At 66.5% G+C, this 22445-nt stretch carries 20 protein-coding genes; 10 read left to right on the forward strand and 10 right to left on the reverse strand.

All coding sequences use genetic code 11. The features are described from left to right. Position 1 precedes the first annotated feature (1 nt). Both trpE and PSV00_RS04560 read right to left on the reverse strand, forming a co-directional pair. Complete coding sequence (trpE, locus tag PSV00_RS04555) at positions 2-1516, reverse strand: anthranilate synthase component I (RefSeq protein ID WP_300445311.1); 1515 nt, start codon at positions 1514-1516, stop codon at positions 2-4. Further along, positions 1513-3447 (reverse strand): peptidylprolyl isomerase, encoded by a 1935-nt coding sequence (locus PSV00_RS04560; protein ID WP_300445313.1) that lies wholly within the window; start codon positions 3445-3447, stop codon positions 1513-1515. Before PSV00_RS04560 ends, trpE begins: the two co-directional genes overlap by 4 nt. A gap of 128 nt (positions 3448-3575) precedes the next feature. Between PSV00_RS04560 and tpiA the strand changes: the two genes are divergently transcribed. The 8 genes from tpiA (at position 3576) to PSV00_RS04600 (ending at position 11906) form a co-directional block, all read left to right on the forward strand. Then, a complete protein-coding gene (tpiA, locus tag PSV00_RS04565; protein ID WP_300445315.1) occupies positions 3576-4325 on the forward strand; it encodes a triose-phosphate isomerase in 750 nt (249 codons plus the stop codon). 96 nt (positions 4326-4421) lie between these two features. Then, complete coding sequence (secG, locus tag PSV00_RS04570) at positions 4422-4823, forward strand: preprotein translocase subunit SecG (protein WP_300445317.1); 402 nt, start codon at positions 4422-4424, stop codon at positions 4821-4823. A gap of 149 nt (positions 4824-4972) precedes the next feature. Then, positions 4973-6625: a CTP synthase gene (locus PSV00_RS04575; protein WP_300445319.1), complete on the forward strand. Its 1653-nt coding sequence runs from the start codon at positions 4973-4975 to the stop codon at positions 6623-6625. Positions 6626-7134: 509 nt separating this feature from the next. After that, positions 7135-7596: a host attachment protein gene (locus PSV00_RS04580; RefSeq protein ID WP_300445321.1), complete on the forward strand. Its 462-nt coding sequence runs from the start codon at positions 7135-7137 to the stop codon at positions 7594-7596. A 305-nt stretch (positions 7597-7901) separates the two neighbouring features. After that, complete coding sequence (locus PSV00_RS04585) at positions 7902-9329, forward strand: circularly permuted type 2 ATP-grasp protein (protein WP_300445322.1); 1428 nt, start codon at positions 7902-7904, stop codon at positions 9327-9329. 22 nt (positions 9330-9351) lie between these two features. Next, positions 9352-10293 (forward strand): alpha-E domain-containing protein, encoded by a 942-nt coding sequence (locus PSV00_RS04590; RefSeq protein ID WP_300445324.1) that lies wholly within the window; start codon positions 9352-9354, stop codon positions 10291-10293. A 4-nt stretch (positions 10294-10297) separates the two neighbouring features. Further along, entirely contained in the window at positions 10298-11098 is an 801-nt protein-coding gene (locus tag PSV00_RS04595; protein WP_300445325.1) for a transglutaminase family protein, read from the forward strand. Between the two features lie 34 nt (positions 11099-11132). Further along, positions 11133-11906, forward strand: a complete 774-nt coding sequence (locus tag PSV00_RS04600) for a proteasome-type protease (protein WP_300445327.1) — start codon at positions 11133-11135, stop codon at positions 11904-11906. Between the two features lie 46 nt (positions 11907-11952). Here PSV00_RS04600 and PSV00_RS04605 read toward each other — a convergent pair whose 3' ends face one another. After that, on the reverse strand, positions 11953-12501 hold the full coding sequence (locus PSV00_RS04605; protein WP_300445328.1) for a DsrE family protein: 549 nt from the start codon (positions 12499-12501) through the stop codon (positions 11953-11955). Between the two features lie 73 nt (positions 12502-12574). Beyond that, complete coding sequence (locus PSV00_RS04610) at positions 12575-13651, reverse strand: DUF2855 family protein (RefSeq protein WP_300445330.1); 1077 nt, start codon at positions 13649-13651, stop codon at positions 12575-12577. A 93-nt stretch (positions 13652-13744) separates the two neighbouring features. Between PSV00_RS04610 and PSV00_RS04615 the strand changes: the two genes are divergently transcribed. Continuing rightward, positions 13745-15187 (forward strand): NAD(P)/FAD-dependent oxidoreductase, encoded by a 1443-nt coding sequence (locus PSV00_RS04615; RefSeq protein WP_300445331.1) that lies wholly within the window; start codon positions 13745-13747, stop codon positions 15185-15187. A gap of 96 nt (positions 15188-15283) precedes the next feature. On the opposite strand, the gene PSV00_RS04620 is transcribed toward PSV00_RS04615, so the two are convergent. The 5 genes from PSV00_RS04620 to PSV00_RS04640 form a co-directional block, all read right to left on the reverse strand. Then, positions 15284-16660, reverse strand: a complete 1377-nt coding sequence (locus tag PSV00_RS04620) for a mechanosensitive ion channel domain-containing protein (RefSeq protein ID WP_300445332.1) — start codon at positions 16658-16660, stop codon at positions 15284-15286. 142 nt (positions 16661-16802) lie between these two features. Next, positions 16803-16952, reverse strand: coding sequence for a lmo0937 family membrane protein (locus PSV00_RS04625; protein WP_300445333.1), 150 nt, complete (start codon positions 16950-16952; stop codon positions 16803-16805). A 103-nt stretch (positions 16953-17055) separates the two neighbouring features. After that, entirely contained in the window at positions 17056-17994 is a 939-nt protein-coding gene (locus tag PSV00_RS04630; protein WP_300445334.1) for an NAD(P)-dependent oxidoreductase, read from the reverse strand. A 92-nt stretch (positions 17995-18086) separates the two neighbouring features. Then, positions 18087-19202 carry a glycosyltransferase family A protein gene (locus tag PSV00_RS04635; protein ID WP_300445335.1) on the reverse strand — a complete coding sequence of 372 codons (1116 nt, stop codon included), beginning with the start codon at positions 19200-19202 and terminating at the stop codon, positions 18087-18089. Beyond that, complete coding sequence (locus PSV00_RS04640; protein WP_300445336.1) at positions 19199-20344, reverse strand: glycosyltransferase; 1146 nt, start codon at positions 20342-20344, stop codon at positions 19199-19201. The genes PSV00_RS04635 and PSV00_RS04640 overlap by 4 nt, the downstream gene beginning before the upstream one ends. A 177-nt stretch (positions 20345-20521) precedes the next feature. Here PSV00_RS04640 and PSV00_RS04645 point away from each other — a divergent pair, with 177 nt between their 5' ends. Further along, on the forward strand, positions 20522-21553 hold the full coding sequence (locus PSV00_RS04645; protein WP_300445337.1) for a UbiA family prenyltransferase: 1032 nt from the start codon (positions 20522-20524) through the stop codon (positions 21551-21553). Positions 21554-21601: 48 nt separating this feature from the next. Here PSV00_RS04645 and PSV00_RS04650 read toward each other — a convergent pair whose 3' ends face one another. Beyond that, on the reverse strand, positions 21602-22423 hold the full coding sequence (locus PSV00_RS04650) for an ABC transporter permease (protein ID WP_300445338.1): 822 nt from the start codon (positions 22421-22423) through the stop codon (positions 21602-21604). Positions 22424-22445 lie beyond the last annotated feature (22 nt).

Consider the following 22445-nt stretch of genomic DNA (forward strand, 5'->3'; position numbering starts at 1 on the left):
CTCAGCGGTTTCCGCTGGTGTAGCGCCAGGCATCGGCGGCGGCGTTCATCGGTGCCCGGGCCTTGGCCAGGGTTTCGGCATATTCGGCTGCCGGATCGCTGTCGACCACCACCCCGGCCCCGGCCTGGACGAAGATCCGGTCATCGGTGAACATCGCCGTGCGCAGCACGATACAGATGTCGGCCTCGCCCCCGGCCGAAATGTAACCGACCCCGCCGCCGTAGCCGACGCCGCGTTTTTCGGTTTCCAGCTCGTCGATGATGGCCATGGCCCGGACCTTGGGCGCGCCGGACAGGGTGCCGGCGGGCAGGGCGGCCAGCAGGGTGTCGACGGCGTCCAGCTTCGGATCGGCCCGGCCGCGCACGTCCGACACGATATGCATGACCTGACTGTAGCGTTCGACGGTGAAGCTCTCGGTGACCTCGACCGTACCCGGGATCGAGACCCGGCCCACATCGTTGCGGCCGAGATCCAGCAGCATCAGATGCTCGGCCCGTTCCTTGGGATCGGCCAGCAGTTCCGCCTCCAGCGCGCGGTCGGCCTCGGGCGTGGCCCCGCGCGGGCGGGTGCCGGCCAGGGGGCGGATGGTGACCGCCCCGTCCTTGAGCCGCACGAGGATTTCCGGGCTGGATCCGGCCAGCTGGAAGTCGACGAAATCGAGGAAGAACAGATAGGGCGACGGGTTCTGGCGGCGCAGCGAGCGGTAGAAGGCGAACGGGTCTTCGGTCCATGGGGCCGAGAATCGGTGGCTGAGCACGACCTGAAAGATGTCGCCGGCCTCGATATAGGCCTTGGCGGCGGCGACCATGCCGGCGAAACCGGTGCCGTCGACCGGCGAGCGGAAGTCCGGGGTCGGGATATCGACCGGTTCCGCGCGGGCACCCAGGGGGGCGCGTAGCTCGGACTCGAACCTGTCCAGTCGGGCCGTGGCGGCCGTATGGGCGCTGCGGGCATCCTGGCCGCTGTCGGGATAGGCGGCGGAGACCAGAACGATCTCGTGGCGCACCGAATCAAAGATACCCACCAGGGCCGGTCGGGCGAGGACGGCATCGGGCAGGTCCAGCGGATCCGGATTGGCCGCGCCCAGCGGTTCCAGTAGCCGCACCATGTCGTAGCCGAACACCCCGAACAGGCCCGCCGCCATCGGCGGCAGGTCGTCAGGCAGGTCGAACCGGGTGGCGGCGATCAGGGCGCGCAGGGACTCCAGCGCCGGACCCGGCTCGGCGGTGAAATGACCGGCGGCGATGGCCGGGCCGCGGGCCTGTTCGGCCCGGCCGTCGCGGCAGCGCCAGACCACGTCCGGGTCGCGGGTGATGATCGAATAGCGGCCGTTGACGGCTCCCCCCTCGACGGACTCCAGCAGGAAGGCATAGGGCCGACCATGACCGACCTTCAGATAGGCCGAGACCGGGGTCTCCAGGTCATCGACCAGCCGGCGGACGACGACCTGGGGGCACCCCGCTGTCCAGCCCGCGGCAAAGGCCTCAAAGCCCGCCGCGCCCGGCCCGGTGGTCATGGTGCCGGGGCGGGTGCCGGAGCCGGAGCCCCGGCGGCCGCCGGGGCGGCCTCGGGGCTGAGACCCAGGGCGACGCGGGCGCGGGCGAGATCATAGGTCGCCTTGGTCCGGGCGGCGGCAGCGGTCATCGCCTGCTGGATCATGGCCTGGACCTGCTCCTGGGTCATGCGCGGGCGAACCTGTTCGGCAATCGGCGCGGCGAGCGCCGGGACCGCGGCATGGATCTGGTCGACCCGGCCGATCACATAGCTGGTTGCCGACTGGGGCAGGGTGAACACCTGACCGCGACCCTGGCCGAACAGGCCCTGAAGCCCGCCCTGGCCGAGTGCTTCCTGGCTCTGCTGGTCCTGTTTGACGCCCGTGTGCGTCTGGACCGTGGCCCCGATCGACCGGGCGACGGCGGCGACGTCCTCACCGGCACGGATGCGTCCGGCCAGTTCCTCGGCCTTGGTGACCAGCAGACGATTGTTCTCGCGAAGCAGCCACTGCTGTTCCAGCGGGGCGCGGATGTCGGCCAGGGCCGGCAGGCTGGCGGGACGGATATCGTCGAGGCGCAGCACGAAATACTGACCCTGGCCAGCGTCGACCACTTCACTCTCGGCACCCTTGGTCAGGCTCCAGGCGGTGCTGAAAATCTGCGGCGGGGCGTTCATCGGCTGACCGTCGGGCGTCTTGCCGTCTTCGGTGAAGGGCGGCAGCTGGATGATGCGGGCACCGACTTCCTGGGCTGCGGCTTCCAGCGTCTTGCCTTCGGTGCGGGCCTTCTCATAGCGGTCGACGCGATCATAGACCGCCCCGCGGACGTCTTCCTGGCGCAGTTCGGCGATGATGGCGTCGCGCACGCCGTCCAGCGAGGCGGCGCGGCCCGGCGTGATCGATTCGACCCTGGCGACCGTGAAACCGACCCGTCCCTGGATCGGGGCGGACACTTCATTGGCGGCCAGACCGAAGACGGCGGCGGCGATCGCCGGGTCGCCGATGGCGGCGCGGGCGGTGTCGGTATAGGGGGCGACCTGGGCCCCGTTGGCGGCCGCGGCCTGGGCCGGGGTCTGACCAGCGCGCAGGGCGGTCGCGACCTTGTCGGCGGCGGCCCGGGTCGGGGCGGTCAGGGTGACGAAGGTGCGCGTCTCGGCATCGGACAGGGCGTCCTTGCGGAATTCGAAGCGTTCCTGGATCCGCGACTCAGCGATCGGGGCGGTGGCGGCGGTGCCGCCGTTGAACAGGACCAGCGCCGCCATCCGGTATTCAGGTTGGCGCAGACGATCGGCGTTCTCGGTCATGAAGGCGGTCAGTTGGGCCTCGGTCGGTTTGGGCGAGGTTCCGGCCATGGCCTGGGTCACGGTGAAGAAGCGTCCGTCGCGGGTTTCCAGCGCCTGGCCGGCCACCAGGGCCCCGTAGATGCGGGGCAGGCGGGTGCCGGAGAAGATGGCGGCGTTGAAATGGTTGCTGGCGTACTCGTCGCGGAATTCCTGCTCCAGCTGGGCCGGCGTGATGTTCTGGGCCGCCAGGGCCGTCTTGTAGGCGTTGTCGTCAAACTCGCCGGTCACCTGGTTGAAGAACACCGGGGCCTGACGGATCTGCTTCAGCACCAGGGCCTTGCCCGGGCGAATACCGGCCTTCCAGGCCCAGGCCAGGAAGCCGAGACGCTGCGTCTGGTTATCGAGATAACGCAGGTGGATGTTTTCATTGATCAGGTCGTCGATCGACACGGGCCGACCGGCCTGTTCCTGCAGATTGTTGCGGATCCGCTCGAAATCGGTCCGGAACTGCTGCTGGCCGACGCTGCGGTCACCGGCGGTGATCACGTGTTTGGGGCCGAAATTAAGTACATCCACCTGCGAGCCGCCCGTCACCAGCAGGCCGAGGCCCAGCAGGATGATCAGGCCGATGGCCCATTTGGATTTGGCGAAATTGCGGAACACGGAGATCATCGAAAGAACCTGACGGGCCGACGGCAAGGGAAGCGTCTGTGGCGTATAGGGCTCGTCAGGGTAGCACGGCAAGCGGCCGCTGCTGCCGACGGCTTGGCTTGGGCTCGCGGGATGCCTAAACAGGGCGTATGAAACAATCCGTGAAGTTGATCGCAGGCAATTGGAAGATGAACGGCCTGGGCCGGGATCTGGCCGAGGCCGAGGCCCTGAAACAGGCGCTCGAGGCCGACCCGGCAGCCTGTCGTGTGGTTCTGTGCCCGCCGGCCACCCTGATTGAACGCATGGCCCGGCTGCTGGGCGGCGGGGCCGTCGAACTGGGCGGGCAGGATTGTCATGCCGCCGCCGCCGGAGCCTTCACCGGTTCGGTTTCGGCCGAGATGCTGACGGACGCCGGCGCACGGCTGGTCATTCTGGGGCATTCCGAACGCCGCGCCGGATTCGCCGAGACCGATGCCGATGTCGCCGCCAAGGCCGAGGCTGCGCTGGCCGCCGGGCTGGAGCCGATTATCTGTGTGGGCGAGACCCTGGCGCAGCGTGAGGCGGGACAGGCCGTTGCGGTCGTGAGCCGTCAGGTCGCCGGATCGGTGCCGCTGGGCCTGGCCGGCCGGCCCTTCGCCCTGGCCTATGAACCGGTCTGGGCCATCGGCACCGGCCTGACCCCGACGCTGGAGGAGATCGAGGCCGTCCACCGGGCCGTTCGCCTGGCCGTCCAGGCGCGACTGGGTGATGCCGGCGACATCGTGCCGATTCTTTACGGGGGGTCGGTCAAGCCCGCCAATGCCGCGGAGATCCTGGCCGTTCCCGAGGTCGGGGGGGCTCTGGTCGGGGGAGCGTCGCTGAAGGCGGTCGATTTTCTCGGCATTATCCGCGGGGCCTGACCCGCCCCTGCCGGTATCGATGTTTGCTCCAGGGCCGCATCAATGTTAGACGCCGCCGCTTGATCGGCGCAGCTTCGCGCCCACATGATTGACACCATGCTCCAGACCATTTTGCTCGTCGCCATGATCCTGATTTCGGTCGCCCTCACCGGGGTGATCCTGTTGCAGCGCTCCGAAGGCGGCGCGCTGGGCATGGGCGGCGGCCCGTCGGGCTTCATGACCGCCCGCGGGGCCGGCAACCTGCTGACCCAGGCGACCTCGATCCTGGCAATCCTGTTCTTCCTCTGCGCTATCGGCCTGACGATCGCCGGCAATGTGACTCGATCCAATGAGTCGGTTATCAACGCTGATGACGTGGGTGCGATCGCCGTCGGCGGTGATACCCAGGCTCCGGCCGCTGCCGCTCCGGCCCCGACCACGCCTGTCCAGCCGGCGGCTCCGTCGCTGGACGACCTGGAAGCCAGCCTGCCGACCGGCGCGTCGACACCGGCGCAATAGGGACCGTGGCCGGCGGTCGTTCCGCCGCCGGTTTCGGCCCTGAATGTCTCAAGTCCCGGGCGCGCGCAGGCGCGCCCGTTTCGTTTTCAACAGATGGTTCGCGCAAGCCCCATCACGGGCCGCGCGAATCGGCGGTAAGGTAAGCTCCCATGGCCCGTTATGTGTTCATCACTGGCGGCGTGGTTTCCTCATTGGGAAAAGGCCTCGCCTCCGCCGCTCTCGGTGCGCTGCTCCAGGCGCGCGGCTACAAGGTGCGGCTGCGCAAGCTGGACCCCTATCTCAACGTCGATCCGGGCACGATGAGCCCCTATCAGCACGGCGAGGTCTTCGTCACCGATGACGGGGCCGAGACCGATCTCGACCTGGGCCACTACGAGCGGTTCACCGGAGTCTCGGCTGCCCGGTCGGACAACATCACCACCGGCCGCATCTATTCGACCATCCTCGAGAAGGAGCGGCGTGGCGACTATCTGGGGGCGACGGTCCAGGTCATTCCGCACGTCACAGACCAGATCAAGCAGTTCTGCCTGACCCCCGCCCTGACCGATGCCGGTGAGGACGTCGACTTTGTCCTCGTCGAGATCGGCGGCACGGTCGGCGACATCGAGGGGCTGCCCTTCTTCGAGGCCATCCGCCAGCTGGGCCAGGACCTGCCGCGCGGCCAGTCGTGCTTCGTCCACCTGACCCTGCTGCCCTTCATCAAGACCGCCGGCGAGATGAAGACCAAGCCGACCCAGCATTCGGTCAAGGAACTGCGCTCGATCGGCATCCAGCCCGACATCCTGCTGTGCCGCTGTGAACAGCCGATCCCGGCGGAGGAAAAGCGCAAGATCGGCCTGTTCTGCAATGTGCGGGAAACCGGGGTGATCCAGGCGATGGATTCGGCGGACATCTATGCCGTGCCGCTGGACTATCACCACGAGGGGCTGGACGCCGAGGTGCTGGCCCATTTCGGCATCAGCGACGCGCCCGAGCCCGACCTGACCATGTGGGAAGAGATCGCGCGCCGCCGCCTGCATCCGGACGGCGAGGTCACGGTGGCCGTGGTCGGCAAATACACCGTGCTGAAGGACGCCTATAAATCCCTGATCGAGGCCCTGCAGCACGGCGGGGTCGCCAACAATGTCCGGGTCAATATCGACTGGGTCGAGGCCGACACCTTCGAGGGCGACCGCGAGGCCTGTGAGCTGCGACTGCAGGGGGCCCATGCGGTGCTGGTGCCCGGCGGGTTCGGCGAGCGCGGGGCCGAGGGCAAGATCGAGGCGGCCCGCTTCGCCCGCGAGCGCAAGATTCCCTATTTCGGCATCTGTTTCGGCATGCAGATGGCGGTGATCGAGGCCGCCAGGAACCTAGCCGGCTATCCGAAGGCCTCGTCAACCGAGTTCGGCCCGACCCAGGAGCCGGTGGTCGGCCTGATGACCGAATGGACCCAGGGCAACCAGCGGGTACTGCGTCAGAAGGGTGGCGACCTCGGCGGGACCATGCGGCTGGGGGCCTATGAGTCTCTGCTGGTGCCGGGAACCCGGATCGCCGGCATCTATGGCACGACGACCATCAGTGAGCGGCATCGTCACCGCTATGAGGTCAATATCAACTATCGCGAAGCGATCGAGACCAAGGCCGGTCTGGTGTTTTCAGGGCTCTCGCCGGACGGCGTCCTGCCCGAGACCGTCGAGCGTCCGGACCATCCGTGGTTCATCGGCGTCCAGTATCATCCGGAGCTGAAGAGTCGGCCCTTCGCCCCGCATCCCCTGTTTGCGGGCTTCATTGAAGCGGCCGTGGTGCAGAGCCGGCTGGTCTGATCACCGACGTCAGCTGACCGGGGGGTCAGGCCTGGGTCCGGCGCCGGCAACGCATACAGGTCAGCATGCCGGGCATACTGCGGCTGTCGACCCAGCGGTGGCCCCGGAAGAGGCACGTCAGATAGTGGATCAGGGTTTTCACGGGTACCTCCACAGCGACCATGGTGCAGTGCGCCAGCAATGTAAAAAACCGGTGTTTCCTGATGCGGTCCGGATCGTCCGGATCGCCGCCTTCTGTCCCGGTCCAGCCGCGCCCTGCTGGGCGAAACGTGGATATTCAGGCCCGGTTCCCGCCGACGTCAGCCTGGGTCACGGCGCGAATTGATCGGGGTCAAGGCCGGCAGGACCGGGGCACGGCACACTGACAGCGGGCCAGTCGATCCGGGGCTCTGAAACGGTGGTTGCCGTTGCCGCAGAGCGGGTCGGCCCCTTCTATCTCCCGGCGCTGTGCCGGGATCCGGGTTCGCGGCAGTCGTGCAGCGGACGAAGGCCGATCGAGGAGACGTTGGATGGTCGACATCAGAACCCTGCTGTTCGTAATCAGTGACGGCGGTCGCGCCCGGCTCGTGCGGCGTGTTCCCGATGGCGGCGGCTTCGTCACCGTTGAGGAGATGGACAATGGCGAGACCTTGCGGGCACTGAAGGCAGAACGGGCCGCCAATCCCGCCACCCGGGTGTTTGACAGCGTCGGCAGCGGGCGACACGGCACCGGCAAGGACGACTCTGACCGGTTGGCCAAGGAAGCCTTTGTCGTCGAGGTTGCTGACCGGGCCGTGGCGCTCGTTCGCCAGGATAATCTGGCTGCGGTCTATGTCGCGGCACCGCCCGGACTGATGGCTCCGCTGCGCGACCGGCTGGCCGCCTCCGTTTCCGTCAGCGGTTCGCTGGGCAAGGACCTGACCAAGGTTCCTGACCTGGAACTGGGGGCCTGGCTCGAGGACGCCCGCTATGCGTCGGGCTCTGGCGACTGAGGCCTGCCGGGTCAGTCGGGCCGCAACGGCGGCGACGGCCGGTCCGACGGGTAACTTCACCGTGATCCTGGCCTGAACGGCGGACTTGCCTCTGGTCAGTGCGTGGGAATGGGTGTGCCCTGTTCTCTGGCTTCCATATTCGGCCTGAGCAAACGCGCCCATGTTGCGGGTGGCCACAGTATGTCCGGTGCGTTTTACCGTTGAGCTAATAACAAGCGAAGTATTCTGTCGCAACAGCCTGTCAGCACGCAATATTTTGCCGATCTGCATTGAATTTCGGCAATATATGTGAAATACTGACGACAATGTCCGATAAAATAGACTTTTTCGATGAGATGTATGGTTCCGGCGATGCTTCGCGGGGGCCGTACAGGGATTATGCCGAATGGTTTGACCGCCAGGATGCCGCAAGGCTTCGGCAAAAGTCGAAGGAGGCCGAGGTCTTCTTCCGGCGCACCGGCATCACCTTCAATGTCTACGGACAGCAGGAAGCCAATGAGCGGCTGATCCCGTTCGACATCGTGCCGCGCATCATCGCCGCGCGGGAGTGGAGCCGGCTGACCAAGGGTATCGAGCAGCGGGTACGGGCCATCAACGCCTTCCTGCACGACATCTATCATCGTCAGGAAATCCTGCGGGCCGGGCGCATTCCGACCGAACTGATCGCCCGCAACGAAGCCTTCCTGCCGCAGATGATCGGCGTCTCGCCGCCCGGCGGAATCTACACCCACATCGTCGGGACCGACATCGTCCGGACCGGCGAGGACGAGTTCTTCGTGCTCGAGGACAATGCCCGGACGCCGTCGGGTGTCTCCTACATGCTCGAAAACCGCGAGACGATGCTGCAGATGTTTCCGGAGCTGTTTTCCCGGGTGTCTGTCCGCGAGGTGGGGGACTATCCCAAACTGCTGAGACGATCGCTGGCGGCCTGTGCGCCCGCGGGCTGCAGCGGCACGCCCGTCGTGGCGGTGCTGACGCCGGGCATTCACAACTCGGCCTATTTCGAACATTCCTTCCTGGCCGACCAGATGGGCGTCGAACTGGTCGAGGGGCATGACCTGCGGCTGGTCGACGGGCGGATCGCGATGCGGACCACCCAGGGCTACAAGCCGATCGATGTCCTGTACCGGCGCGTCGATGATGACTATCTCGACCCGCTGAATTTCAATCCGGCCTCCCAGCTCGGAGTGCCCGGTATCATGGACGTCTATCGTGCCGGCGGGATCACCATCGCCAACGCGCCGGGCACGGGCATCGCCGATGACAAGGCGATCTACAGCTACATGCCCGAGATCGTGGAATTCTATACCGGCGAGAAAGCCATTCTGAAAAATGTGCCGACCTGGCGCTGCGCCGAACCCGACGCCCTGGCCTATGTGCTGGAACACCTGGCCGAGCTGGTGGTCAAGGAGGTGCACGGGTCCGGAGGCTACGGCATGCTGGTCGGTCCCGCCGCCAGCAAGCGCGAGATCACGGCCTTTGCCGCCAAGCTGAAGTCGCGGCCGGGCAACTATATCGCCCAGCCGACCCTGGCCCTGTCGACGGTGCCGGTGCTGACCAAGGCCGGGCTGGCCCCGCGCCACGTCGACCTGCGTCCGTTCGTGCTGGTCTCGCCCAACAAGATCGATATCACGCCCGGCGGCCTGACCCGGGTGGCGATGAAGGCCGGGTCCCTGGTGGTCAACTCCAGCCAGGGCGGTGGCACCAAGGATACCTGGGTGCTGGAGGAATGAGCGCCGTTCGGGGAGACAGCCCATGCTAGGCAAGACCGCAGGTGGCCTGTTCTGGATGTTCCGCTTTCTGGAGCGCAGCGAGAATACCGCGCGCCTGGTTGATGCGGGATTCCGCATCGCCCTGACCCGGTCGGCGGCGGCCGAGGCGGAGTGGGCGTCGGTCATCGGCACGGCCGGGGTCCGCAAGGCCTATCTGGCCCGCTATGACGACTTCAGGGCCAGCAGCGTCATCGACTTCCTGCTGCGCGATCCGACCAATCCGTCCAGCGTCATGTCGGCCATCGACAGCGCCCGCAGCAATGCCCGGCTGGTGCGGACCGCCCTGACCCGCGAGGTCTGGGAGGCGACCAACGAATGCTGGATGACCATCAAGGCGGTGCTGAAGCGACCGGTTTCGGAAAGCGGCCTGCCCGACGTCCTGGCCACCATCCGCCGCCAGAATGCCCTGGTGCGCGGGGCCCTGACCGGCACGATGATGCGGAACGACGTCTATAATTTCGCCCATATGGGGACGTTCGTGGAGCGGGCGGACAATACGGCGCGCATTCTTGACGTGAAATACTATGTGCTGCTGCCCTCGGTCTCCTTCGTCGGGTCTTCGCTCGACAATGTGCAGTGGGAGACGATCCTGCGGTCGGTGTCCGCGCAGCGGGCCTATCGCTGGTTGAGTGACGGCACGGCCAATCCGAAGCAGATCGCCAATCTGATTATTCTGGATCCGCGCATGCCGCGGTCCCTGGCCTACAGCGTCGGCCAGATCTGCGAACATCTGGAGCTTCTGGCCGAGGCCTATGGTGAGGCTCTGCCCTGCCACGACCTGGCCCGGGCTGCCGTGAACCGTCTGGCCGGTCATTCGATCGACTCGATTTTCGAAACCGGCCTGCACCAGTTCCTGACGGATTTCATCGCCTGCAATACTGCGCTCGGTCTCCAGATCGAGCAGGACTACCGATTCTACGGATGACCCCATGCGCGTGAAGATCCGGCACAGTACCGAATATCACTATGACCAGCCGCCGACCCACGGCCTGCAGCAGTTGCGGATGATCCCCAAGGCCTCGGCGGGTCAGACCATTGTATCGTGGCGAACCGAGGTGCAGGGCGGTCGCAAGGCGGTGACCTTTACCGACCAGCACAACAACCAGGTCGAGCTGCTGGCCATCGATCCCGGGGCCCGGTCGGTGACCATTGTCTGTGAGGGCGAGGTCGATACGGCCGATACCGTCGGTATCATCGGCCAGCACGGGGGCTTTGCCCCGTTGTGGTATTTCCAGCGGACGACGCCGCACACCCGGGCCGGTGCCCGGGTCCGGCAGCTGGTGCGCGACCTCGGCAAGGATTTCGACAATGACACCGCCCGTCTGCATGCGCTGTCGGCCCTGATCCTGGCCACGGTGCCCTATGCGACGGGGGCGACCGATCTGTCGACGACGGCCGAGCTGGCGCTGGAGGCGGGGCAGGGGGTCTGTCAGGACCACGCCCATATCTTCATCGCCGCCGCCCGGCTGATGGGTTATCCGGCCCGCTATGTCAGCGGCTATCTGGTGATGAATGATCGCGTCGAGCAGGAGGCCGGCCACGCCTGGGCAGAGGCCCATGTCGAGGGGCTGGGATGGGTCGGTTTCGACGTCTCCAACGGCGTGTCGCCCGACCCCCGCTATGTCCGCGTCGCCACCGGCCTCGACTATGGTGAAGCCGCCCCGATTTCCGGTATCGTCTTCGGTGGACACAACGAATCCATGATCGTGCAGCTGCAGGTTCAGCAGTAGCGATGTCTGCCCGACCGAACCCTGTGAGACTGTCATGACCTATTGCGTTGGCCTGCGCCTGAACAAGGGGCTGGTGTTCATGACCGACACCCGGACCAATGCCGGTGTCGACAACATCGCCAAGGTCCGGAAGATGTTCAGCTGGCACAAACCGGGCGAGCGGATGATCACGATCATGACCGCCGGCAACCTGGCCACCACCCAGTCGGTGGTCAGCACCCTGGATGAACGCAGCAAGGTCCCGGCCGAGCGCAATCCCTCCCTGCTCGAGGTGCCGACCATGTTCCAGGCGGCGCGTCTGGTCGGCGAGACCCTGCGCGAGACCATCAAGATGAATTCGCACAGCGGCCAGACCGCCGAGGCCAAATTCGGTGCCACGATCATCGTCGGCGGCCAGATCAAGGGCATGCCGCCGCGCCTGTTCCTGATCTATCCGGAAGGCAATTTCATCGAGGCCACCGAGGACAATCCCTTCTTCCAGATCGGCGAGACCAAATATGGTCGGCCCATCCTGGTGCGTGGCTTTGATCCGGATATGAGTTTCGAACAGGCCGTCAAACTGCTGATGGTGTCGTTCGACTCAACGCTGAAGGCCAATCTGTCGGTCGGCCTGCCGCTGGATTTCCAGATCTATCGCACCGATGACTATGCCCCGGCTCACGAGCAGCGGGTCGAGCAGGATGATCCCTATTTCCAGACCATTGCCAGCGAATGGGCCGGCGCGCTGAAGGGGGCGTTCGACTCCCTGCCGGACCCGGAATTCCAAGGCGGGCCGCCGGTGACCCAGACACCGGGAGGCGGCCGCTGATGACTGCGGCCGCCGAATCCTTTCCCGGCAATCCTGCGGCCCGGTCCTAGCCGGGATTGAGGGTGTAGCCCTGCTGCTGCAGCAGGGCGAAGGCGGTCATCGCCGACAGGGACAGCTTCACCTCCGGAAGCAGGTCGGCCTTTGTCATCCGGTAGGCGACCGCTGTCTGGCCGCACAGCCAGATGTCGACGCCGTGGGTGGCCAGGGCCGCGATGGTCGGGGCGCTGCCGTTGACGGCCCCGTCATTGCGCGCCGCATAGACCTCTTGGGTCAGCAGGTCGGCGGCCGCGCCGCCGTGGACCACGACCGCGACATGGATGTCGGCAAGCGGGATACCGGCCTCGACATGCATGTTGATGAAGCGCGCAGCCGAGTCGATCGCCCGGTTGAACTGGCCGGGCGTGGCCTTGTCGGTCACGTTGAAGATCACCCGGAAGACGGTGCCTTCCGGAATGGGCAGCTCGCTCTCGACCGTGGCGATGTCACCGAAGGTCGGGAACACGGGACCGGCGTGGAAGCCGGCGCGCGGCTCGGCCACCGCCTGGACAGGCAGCAGCAACAGGGCAGCGACGACGGCAGCAAACATCTTCAGCATGGGAACCTCGCTTTCCCCGCCTTGCTAGCAGGCCGTTCGCCCGGCGACGAGACCGAGGGACCCCGGCCGCGCGTCAGTCGCCCGGTGCGGGTGTCACCATATGTCCGGCCTCGGGACGGGCCCGGCCGGACAGAACGGTCCGGTAGACTGTCTCCAGAGCGGCGTAGCCTGCATGGGTCCTGACCTCCAGCCAGCCGTTGGCGGCGATGAAGTCGTCCAGCGCGGCCTGGATGCGGGTGTTCAACACCGCGCCACCCCAGTCCTTCGCGCGCTGACGTGCCTGGTCCGGGGCGAAGAAGAAGGTCGGCCGCGGTCCCGGCAGACGGCCCGGTCCGACGGCCCCGCCGGCCTGGTGGGTGCTGCCCACGACGGCGCTGTGCACCAGCTGCTCACCGAGACTGTGGTGGACCGCGGCCACGACTTCGGGATTGCCGGCGAAGTCGACGAACACGACCTGCCCGTCGATCGGGGTGTCGGCCAGGCTGTCATAGGTGCGGGTCTCGGCGTAGCAGCCGACGCCCTCGACAAAGCCGGTATTGCGCGGCGAGGTCAGGCCAATGACGCGCACGCCGCGTTTGGCCAGCAGCCAGCCGAGGCCCAGGGCGGTCTTGCTGGAGGCACTGGACAGGATGAAGGTGGTGGCCCCGAAATCCGCATGCTCCGCGAAATAGTCGTCCAGCAGAAAGGCGGTCAGGAACAGGGGGCGAAGCAGGGCGATCTGGTCGTCGCGCGGGCCGGGCGCGGCCTCGATGAGGCTGTTGTAGGCTGGCGGCAGGTCGGCGCGATGCGGCGCGGCATCGACCACCCCCCAGGGCTTGCGTTCCAGCCGGGTGACCCAGTGGGTCGCCATCGGCAGATAGCCGAAAAACCGTGTGCCGACGGGGATCGCCTCGACCATCGAACGCCGGACCCGGGCGAAGCCCCAGACCGGGATCCGGCCCCAGTTGTCGGCCGCGGGGAAGAAGCGCCAGTAGCCGAGACGGTCGCCGTAGACGCCGTAGGTGATGTTGTTGGCGGTCAGGGCGAAGCGTTCGATGTCCAGCATCACCTCGCCGTCTTCCAGCGGGACCGTGTCGGGCGCAGGCAGGGGGCGAACCTCGGTCAGCGACAGGTCCGTCCGGTCGATCAGAAAATCCCAGTCCTGCATCATACGTCCCTCTGATCCCTTCCGGCGGGCAGGTTGTTAAAGACAACGCCGGTCTCTAAGCGTGATGCGCCGCGGATGCGGGGGGAACAAGACCGAATGACAAGATCCACCGAGATCGAGACCGACTATCTGGTCGTCGGCAGTGGCGCGATGGGCCTGGCCTTCGCCGACACCCTGGTCGCCGAGAGCGACGCCCGGATCACCATCGTCGACCGGCATGGCCAGCCGGGCGGCCACTGGAACGACGCCTATTCCTTCGTCGCCCTGCACCAGCCGTCCGCCTATTACGGCGTCAATTCCATGCCCCTGGGATCGGGGATCAAGGATACGCACGGGGTCAATGCCGGTCTGTACGAACTGGCGACCGGGCCGGAGGTCTGCGGCTATTTCAGTGCGGTGATGCGGCAGAAACTGCTGGCGAGCGGGCGGGTCGACTATCTTCCGATGACGGACTATCGCGGCGACGGACAGCTGGTCTCGCTGCTGACCGGGGACGAGACCCGGGTGAAGGTCCGGCGCAGGACGGTCGATGCGACCTATACCGCCACCGCGGTTCCATCGACCACGGCCCCCGCCTATGCGGTCGCGGACGGGGTGCGTCTGGTGACGCCCAATGCCCTGCCGCATCTGGCCCGGTCGGACGCCCCGGTGCCGACGGGCTATGTCATCATCGGCGCGGGCAAGACGGCGATGGATGCGGGGGTCTGGCTGCTGGGGGCCGGGGTCCCGGCCGACCGGATCCGCTGGGTGATGCCGCGCGATTCCTGGCTGATCAATCGTCAGACCACCCAGCCCGGAGCCGAATTCTTTCACGACTCGATCGGGGCCTATGCCCGAAAGCTGGGGGCCTTCGCCACGGCGACGGACACCGAGGCCCTGTTCGAACAGCTGGAGGCGTCCGGGAACATGCTGCGCATCGACCCGTCGGTCCGTCCGCAGATGTTCCATTATGCCACGGTCTCGATCGCGGAGATCGAGGCCCTGCGCGGCATTGCCGATGTAATCCGTCATGGCCGGGTGCGCGCGATCGAGGCCGATGGCCTTCGCTTCGATGACGCCTTCGTCCCGGTCGCGGCGGGGTCCCTCTATATCGACTGCACAGCCTCAGGGATCACCCGGCGGCCGTCGGTCCCGGTCTTCGCCCCCGACCGCATTACCCTGCAGGTGGTGCAAGGCCCCCTCGTGACCTTCAGCGCCGCGCTGATCGCCTGGGTCGAGGCCCATATGGATGACGAGGACCGCAAGAACGCCCTGTGCGCGCCTTTCCCGTTTCCGAATGGAATCCTCGACTTTCCGCAGGCCGAACTGGCCAACCTGCGTCATCAGGTGCTCCGGTCGTCCGAGCCTGCGCTGCGGGGCTGGATCCGGGACAGTCGTCTGGACGGTTTCGGCAAGGTCGTTGACGGGGTGACGCCGGACGAGACCGACAAGATGGCCGTTCTGGGCCGCCTGCGCGAGGCGATGCGGCCCGCCATGGCCAATCTTCAGGTCCTGGCCGCCCAGGCGACCGGGGATGCGGTCACGGCGGCGATGGCCTGATCTGCCAGGGCGGCGATGCGCCGCAACCGGTCGGGTCTTTCGGCGACGCCGTTCACAGGCGAAGCGCAAGCCCGGGCCCATCGACGACCGGATTGTCTATTCGATCGGTCGTTCCTGCGAGAGGAGGTCCTCTTCGCCGGAGTCGCGCCGTTCCGCTGCGATGGTGGCCTCGATATGGTCATCGGGACTGACTGACATGGTGTCGCTCGCCCCCCTCGCGGCCTGGGCCGGTGCCGGGGCCACCGGCGTGTCCCGGCTGGGCTTGGCGTTGATGGCGCGCGCCAGATCCGGAAACTGGTCGATACGCAGGCGATAGATCGGTTCGGGCAGGGTGAAGCCGGCCGCCTCGATTGCCATTTTCGCGGCACGGATAGAGCGACTGCGGGCCTTCAGGAAATCGGCATCCCCCTGATTGATCCACGCCATGAATTTCAGAACGATATTGCTGTCGCCGACGGTGACGATCAGGCCGCTCGGCGCGGGCTTGTCGAGAATGAAGTCCAGCGCCGCCAGCGCCGCCACACCGGTGCTGATGGCGGCTTCCGGGTCATCCTCGGCGTCGACGCCCAGGTCGAACTCCAGCCGCCGTTCGGGATTGCGCGTGTAGTTCAGGATGACGGCCTTGAAGACGATCGCATTGGGGATGCGCAGGTGATTGCCGTCCAGCGTCATCAGCACGGTGGCGCGTGAGGTCAGGCGCACCACCTTGCCCTCCTGGCTGTCGATGACGACGTGGTCATTGGCGCGGAACGGCTGGCGCAGGCTGAGCATGATGCTGGAGATGTAGTTCTCCAGCGTGTCGCGAACCGCGAAACCGATCGCCAGGCCGATCACCCCGGCCCCGCCCAGCACCGTGCCCATCAGGGCGGTGGCCCCGACGAGGTTGAGCGCCAGCACGATCCCGGCGACCGCACTGGTGACCCGGACCGCCTGGGCCAGAAGTTCGCCGACAAAGGGGTTCGGTGTCAGGCCGCGCCAGAACCGGCTGAACGACGCCACCCACCAGCCGAAGGCGACAAAGACCGCCAGCACCAGGCCGCCCAGCAGCAGCAGCGGCGCGCTGTTGACCACCGACCGGAGCAGGGCGGTCAGCTTCTGCAGGAAGGGCGAGACCCGCTCGCCGACGTCGACACTGGCCGCGATGTCATTGCGGACCGCGACCACGCCGTCGACGCGACCGGCGATCTGTTCGGCCCGCACGAGGTCGGCCCGATCCGGCAGGGCCCCGTCCAGCGTCACCACGCCTTCGGCAACGCGCACCCGGACGGCGGACAGGGCGTCCAGTTCTCCGAAGATGCGGCGCAGGCGTTCGGCGATGGCGGCGTCCGATCGCGCGTCGCTATCCGTGCGGATGACCGGTGCGGCCGGAGCCGGCTCGGCCGCCTGGGCGTGGACCCGGTCCGCCAGGGCGGTCAGGCCGAGGGCCAGTGTCAGACAGGCCACCAGATGGACGCCACTGTTCTTCGACTTCACCTGGCCATCCTGAAAAACCCGCCCCGGCGCATCAGGCCCCGGCGCGGGCATTGTTCAGCAAACCGGGGAAACACGCAAAGGCAGGCGGATCGGTGCGGGGCCGTCGCGTCAGCCGTTCGCCACCATGGCCCTGACCGGCGCGCTAGAGTTTCCGTCGTCCCGTGACGACCTGGTAGATCACCACCACCACGGCGACGATCAGCAGGAGGTGGATGAGGCCACCGGCGATGTGGAAGGCGAGAAAGCCCAGAAGCCAGAGGACGACGAGAATAGCGGCGACAATCCAGAGCATATGACCCTCCAGGGTTCCTGGCGGCCCGATTCCGCCGCGTTCACGCAGGAACACCATGCCCACGGGATCGTTCCGTCCCGGTCGCCTTTCCAGCAAGCCGGGATCAGGCTGACAGCGTGGCGGGCCTGGCCTGGGGGTTCGATACCGCGGTCGACGACAGGCCGGTCCCGGCGGCAATGAAACGGTCCGTCAGCAGCCGGAATCCCTCGTCAATTCCGATCGCGGCCTTCCATCCCAGCAGCTGGGCCGCGAGAGCGGTGTCGCCCCTGAAGCGGGCGACATCATAGTTGCGGGACGGATGGGTCTGGCCGTCGACCTGCCCGGGGCTGACGCGAGCCGCCAGCTCGGCCAGCTGGCGCAGGGTCGTTCCGTGTCCGCTGACGAAATGGATCGGGGGCAGGGCGTGACCGGCTTCGGTCGCGTCAACCAGAAGGTTCAGGCCCCGGGCCACATCGTCGATATGGGTGAAGTCGAACATATTGTCCGCGCCCTCGACCCGAACCGATCCGCCTGTCGCCGCGGCGCGTGCGAAAGCCGGCACGACGCGATCGGCATGATCCTCGATACAGCCGTAGACATTTGAAAATCGCGCGATGGCGGCCGTGACTCCACGCGCCTGCGCAGCCTGGATGAGCTGTTCGCCGGCGACCTTGGACCGGGCATAGACATTGAGGGGGCGCAGCGGTGCCGTTTCCGGAACCGGCAGGGCTTCGGGTTCACCGTAGACCTCCCGGCTGCTGGCAAACACGATCCAGGGGTGGTGGGGCTGACGGCCCGCGCTGTCCAGCAGGCCCGTCAGCGCGTCCACATTGGTCGCCCATGCAAGTTCGGGGTCGCGCTGGGCCCAGACGACGCGCGACACCGCCGCCAGATGGATGATGCCCGCGACGCCTTCCATGGCAGCCTGCAGGGCCTCGCCGTTGCGAATGTCCTGATCGGGCGTGTCGCGAATATCGAAGGATCGGACCTTGCCGCCCGATTGCTGAATTCGATCCGAGATGGCTCGGCCGATCAGGCCCGAAGACCCCGTGATTAAAATCATAATTCTACGCTTCCGGGGGCCGGGCAATGCTGCGGTCAGGCCGCAGTCATCGGGATCAGTGTGAGGGGGAAGAGGCGGAAGGGCAACGCTTGTTAACCCGGTGGCGGCATGTGGCCGGGAGGGTGGTCATGGCCGGGTTTTCCGGCCTGTAGCGGGTGGACGTCCGACGGGTCGACCCGGGCCGCCTGGGCCGCGCTCCATCCCCATTCGCAGGCGACACCGTCCTGACAGGCGGAAGCCGCGAAGGCGTTCCTGAGGAACAGCGCCAGTCGTTGAGCCGTGCGGGTTGCCGGTGGCCACAGGCTGCTGAGTACGACGGCGATCAGCACCATGGCGTCGCCGGACCCGGCCAGCCGGGCGCGCCGTAACATATGGGCGATCCCGCCGGGTGACAGTCCGGCCCACATCCGCAACGCCCCCATGGCCCAGAAGACGCGCGGGTCGATCTTTGCCGGGGCCGGCTCTGACAACAGGGACTCATAGTCATGACCGGCGTGACAGGCGTCGCGGCAGCGGTACATGCGGTCGACCGCATCCTCGACCTGGCGTTGCTGCGAAACCAGTCGGGTGCTCGTGCGGGCAAAGCGATGCCGGTAGAGGGCATCTGGCAGGATCATCAATCGACCCTGGCGGGCGAGGCGACGGTAGAGGTCAAGATCCTCCCAGAACACGCAGGCCTGGCGGTACCCGTCGGCAGCGTCAAACGCCTGTTTCAGGAACAGGATGGAGCCGTGGGCGAACGGGGCCCGGAATGTCGAGGAGGACAGCGACGCCCTGTCCCGGGCCCGAACCCTGTTGCCCTGATGGTCGATCCCCTCCCACAGCGTGCCGACAAGGACGGCGTCCGGATGGTCATCCAGCGTCTGCATCTGCGCGCGAAGCCGGTCGGGATGCGCGATGTCGTCCGCGTCCATCCGGGCGACCCGGGGGGCTTTCGCCTCGGACGCTGCCCAGTTGGCGCTATCCGCGGGACCGAAGGAGGCGGGCCGACGGCAGACGCGGATCCGCGGGTCGCGTGCGGCCCAGGCGTCGATCACCACGCCGCTGCCATCGGTGGAGCCGTCGTCGCAGATGACGAACTCGAAATCGGTCCACGTCTGGTTGACGATGCTGCGGATCGCATCTTCCAGATAGGGCAGGGCGTCTCTCACCGGCAGAACAACGCTCAGGACGGGAATGAGCGACGGCGCTTGAACGGTTTCGCTCATCCGGTCGGGCCGGCAGTCGTCTTGGCCAGGTCCACGATCTTCAGCATGAGTTCGGCGGACGGATCGGCAGGGACCTGGTCGCGGATGGCGGTTGCGGCGGACCGGGCGATCGTCGACCAGTCCGACCGGCGCATCCACGCCCGCTCCATCGCGTCGTCAAAGGCCGCCTCGGTCGGGGCGCTGGCCAGGAAACCTGTGGTGTTGTCATCCAGCACTTCCGCGCTGCCTCCGACATCGGTCGTGATCGCAATGCGGCCGACCAGCATGCATTCCACCAGGACCAGCGGAAGACCTTCGCACCGCGAGGGCAGGACCAGGCCGTGATGCGACTGCCAGACGGCCGGTATGTCATCGACATGGCCGTGGAAGGTCACGTTCGCGAGCCCGAGATGTCGGGCCATTGCCTCCAGGGCGACCTGGCCGGTACCGGTACCGTAGAAGTCGACATGCAGTGGCCGCTCGCGCCATTTGGGCTGTGCCAGGACCCGCAGAAGTATGTCCTGGCCCTTCTCCATCGGATACAGGCGGCCAATGCAGGCCAGCCGCGTCACGCTGTCATCACCGGGCCAGGCCAGGGGGGCGGCGTAGTCCACCAGAAAAGGATTCCGCACCACGTCAGCATGCGGCAGTATGATCGCCAGCTGTTCCTCGGTCAGGCACCGGTTGTGGTGCGAGACAAACCATGACGCCTCGGCCTGTCCATGCAGGGCACGACATTGCGCGCGGTAGAAATCCGGCGGCCAATGGATGTCGGACGCCTTTTGCGAGATCAGAATATATCTCAGCTTCAGCTTCCGGCAGATATGGGCGTAGGCGAAGCCATCCCAATTTCCCCCCTGGGACAGGACGACAAGGTCCGGTCGGGACAGGCGCAGCGTCAGCCACAGTTGAAACATCTGATAGAGGATCGCCAGCGTGCGGCTGACCCGGCACAAGGCGGCATAGGCCCGGGTTGCAGACAGGGGGATATGGGTCAGGTTTCGCATGCGGCAGCCGGCTTCGCCGAGGGCCTTCAGGGGGGGCTGACGCAGGTCGAGGTAGGGTTTGAGCGCGCTGACCTTGTGGCCGGCCCGGACCGCCGCCAGGGCCGCGCCGGCCCAGAGTTCCTCGCTGCCACCCCAGACGGCCTCGTTACAGCTCACGAAGCAAATGCGCAGATCATCCCCCCCACGACTCATGAATTTCCCCAATGCTGATCAATCCCCTAACCTTGCCATGGGCGGTCGTCCATCGCCTTTGTGAAGCGGTGTTCGGCCGGCTAAAACTCCTGCGGTCGCGATAGGCGAAATCGAATGTCAGACGGGCCGGGACACGCGGTGATGACGCCCCTCAGGGCAATTCTACGCGCGAGCGAATGGTGGGAGTACAAACTCCTTCCGACGCTGGCGATCTTCTATGCGACCGCCGTCTATCTGGATCAGCCGATCCTGCCCCTGTGGCCCGCGGCCGTTGCCCTGCTGGCCAGCCTCATCGTGGGCGCGATCTATGTCAGCGTCCTCAACGATGTGACCGACCTCAAGGATGATGCCGCTGCCGGCAAGGTCAATCGCGTCTCGGGACGATCGCCGATCATCGTGTTTGCCCTGATCACCCTGCCGGTGCTCGGCGGGCTGTTCTTCCTGTGGACCTGGCGGGAGCAGCCGTTGCTGCTCGCCGTCTATGCCCTGGCCTGGGTGGCCTTCACCCTTTACTCGCTGCCGCCCGTCCGGCTGAAGACCCGGGGACTGTGGGGGCTCATGGCGGATGCGTCCGGGTCTCATCTATGCCCCACGCTTCTGGCGTCGCTGCTGGTGTTCGCCGTGGCGCAACGCTCGCCCGACGGTCTGTGGCTGACATGCGTGGGCACCTGGGCCGCCGCCTATGGCCTGCGCGGCATCCTGTGGCACCAGTTGATGGATGCCGAGAGCGACCGACTCGCTGGCGCGCGAACCTTTGTGCAGCGCCACGGTGAGGGGCTGGCCCGGCGACTGGGCCTGGCGGTTGTGTTCCCGATTGAAATCCTCGCCCTGGCGGGTCTGGTTGTCATGACCGGTTCAACGGGCGCGGGTCTGGCCTTCCTCGCCTATGGGGCCCTGGCCTTGGGTCGGGTCCGGTGGTTCAGGATGCGGGCGATCGTGGTTTCGCAGCAGCCGCAATCCTTCATGGTGATGAATGAGTACTATGAGGTCTTCCTGCCCCTGTTCCTGATTGCAGGCAGCGTCAGCCACCATCCCGCTGATTTGTTCGTCATCATCGTCCACCTCGCCGTCTTTCCCGGCCGAATGATCCAGGTGACATCGGACATCGTCACCATTGTCACGGGCGTGCTGGGTCTGCTCAGGCGGCGGTTGGGCTTCGGAAGGCCTGATTGACCGTGACGATACAGACGGCCTGTGTGGCCGGGCCCGGTGGCGCTCTGTCTAGCCCAGTCTTGCGACGATATGCGGTCGTGCCAGCCGCAGAAGAAGCCAGCCGAGAACCAGCAGGATTACCGACACCGCCGCGACGCCCGCAAAGTCGGCTGACGGGGGCTGGCCTACCGCCGCGTTGCGGGCTGTTACCAGCAACGGCGTGACCGGATTGAAGCGAAGAAGGCCGTCGCCCGGTATCGGATAGAAGACCGGTGTCAGGATCATCCAGAGGGCGGTGCCGAGCGCGATCGCGCGACCGACATCGTCATAGAGCAGGCCCAGCGGCAGCGCGAGAACACCAATCGCTGTCCCAAGCGCCACCAGCGCCACCATGGCGACCGGCAGCATCAGGATCCCGGAACCGATCTGCGTGTGATAGACGGCCAGGACGATCACCAGCAGCACCAATCGACACGCGGCATTGAGCATCACGTCGAATATGCCGGCGATCAGCAGGGCCTCCAGCGGAATCCGGGTTCGCGTAATCAGGGGACGGTCGGCGCGCAGGCGCAGCAGGGGCGCGCTCAGCGCATCGACGAACATCTGCCACAGCATCAGCCCGGTCAGGACAAAGACCGGATAGGGCATGTCGGGGGTGGCTGTGATGATGATTCGCCGCGACTGCATGTAGAAGCCCAGCAGGGCCATCACCACCATCGGCACGAACAGCCAGATATAGCCCAGAAACGACCGTCGGTGCAGCGATCGCAGGTTGCGAAGGAACAGCTGGTGACCGGTCGCGACGGCTCCGCCGAGGTCGCGGATGCTCTCACGCAGGAACTGCACGGGCCGGCGCAGGGCCGGCTCCGCGGTGAAGCGGGTCTCGGTCATTGGGCACGCATGCCGGGCCACC

This window comes from Brevundimonas sp. (genome assembly GCF_029945885.1).
GTDB lineage: Bacteria > Pseudomonadota > Alphaproteobacteria > Caulobacterales > Caulobacteraceae > Brevundimonas.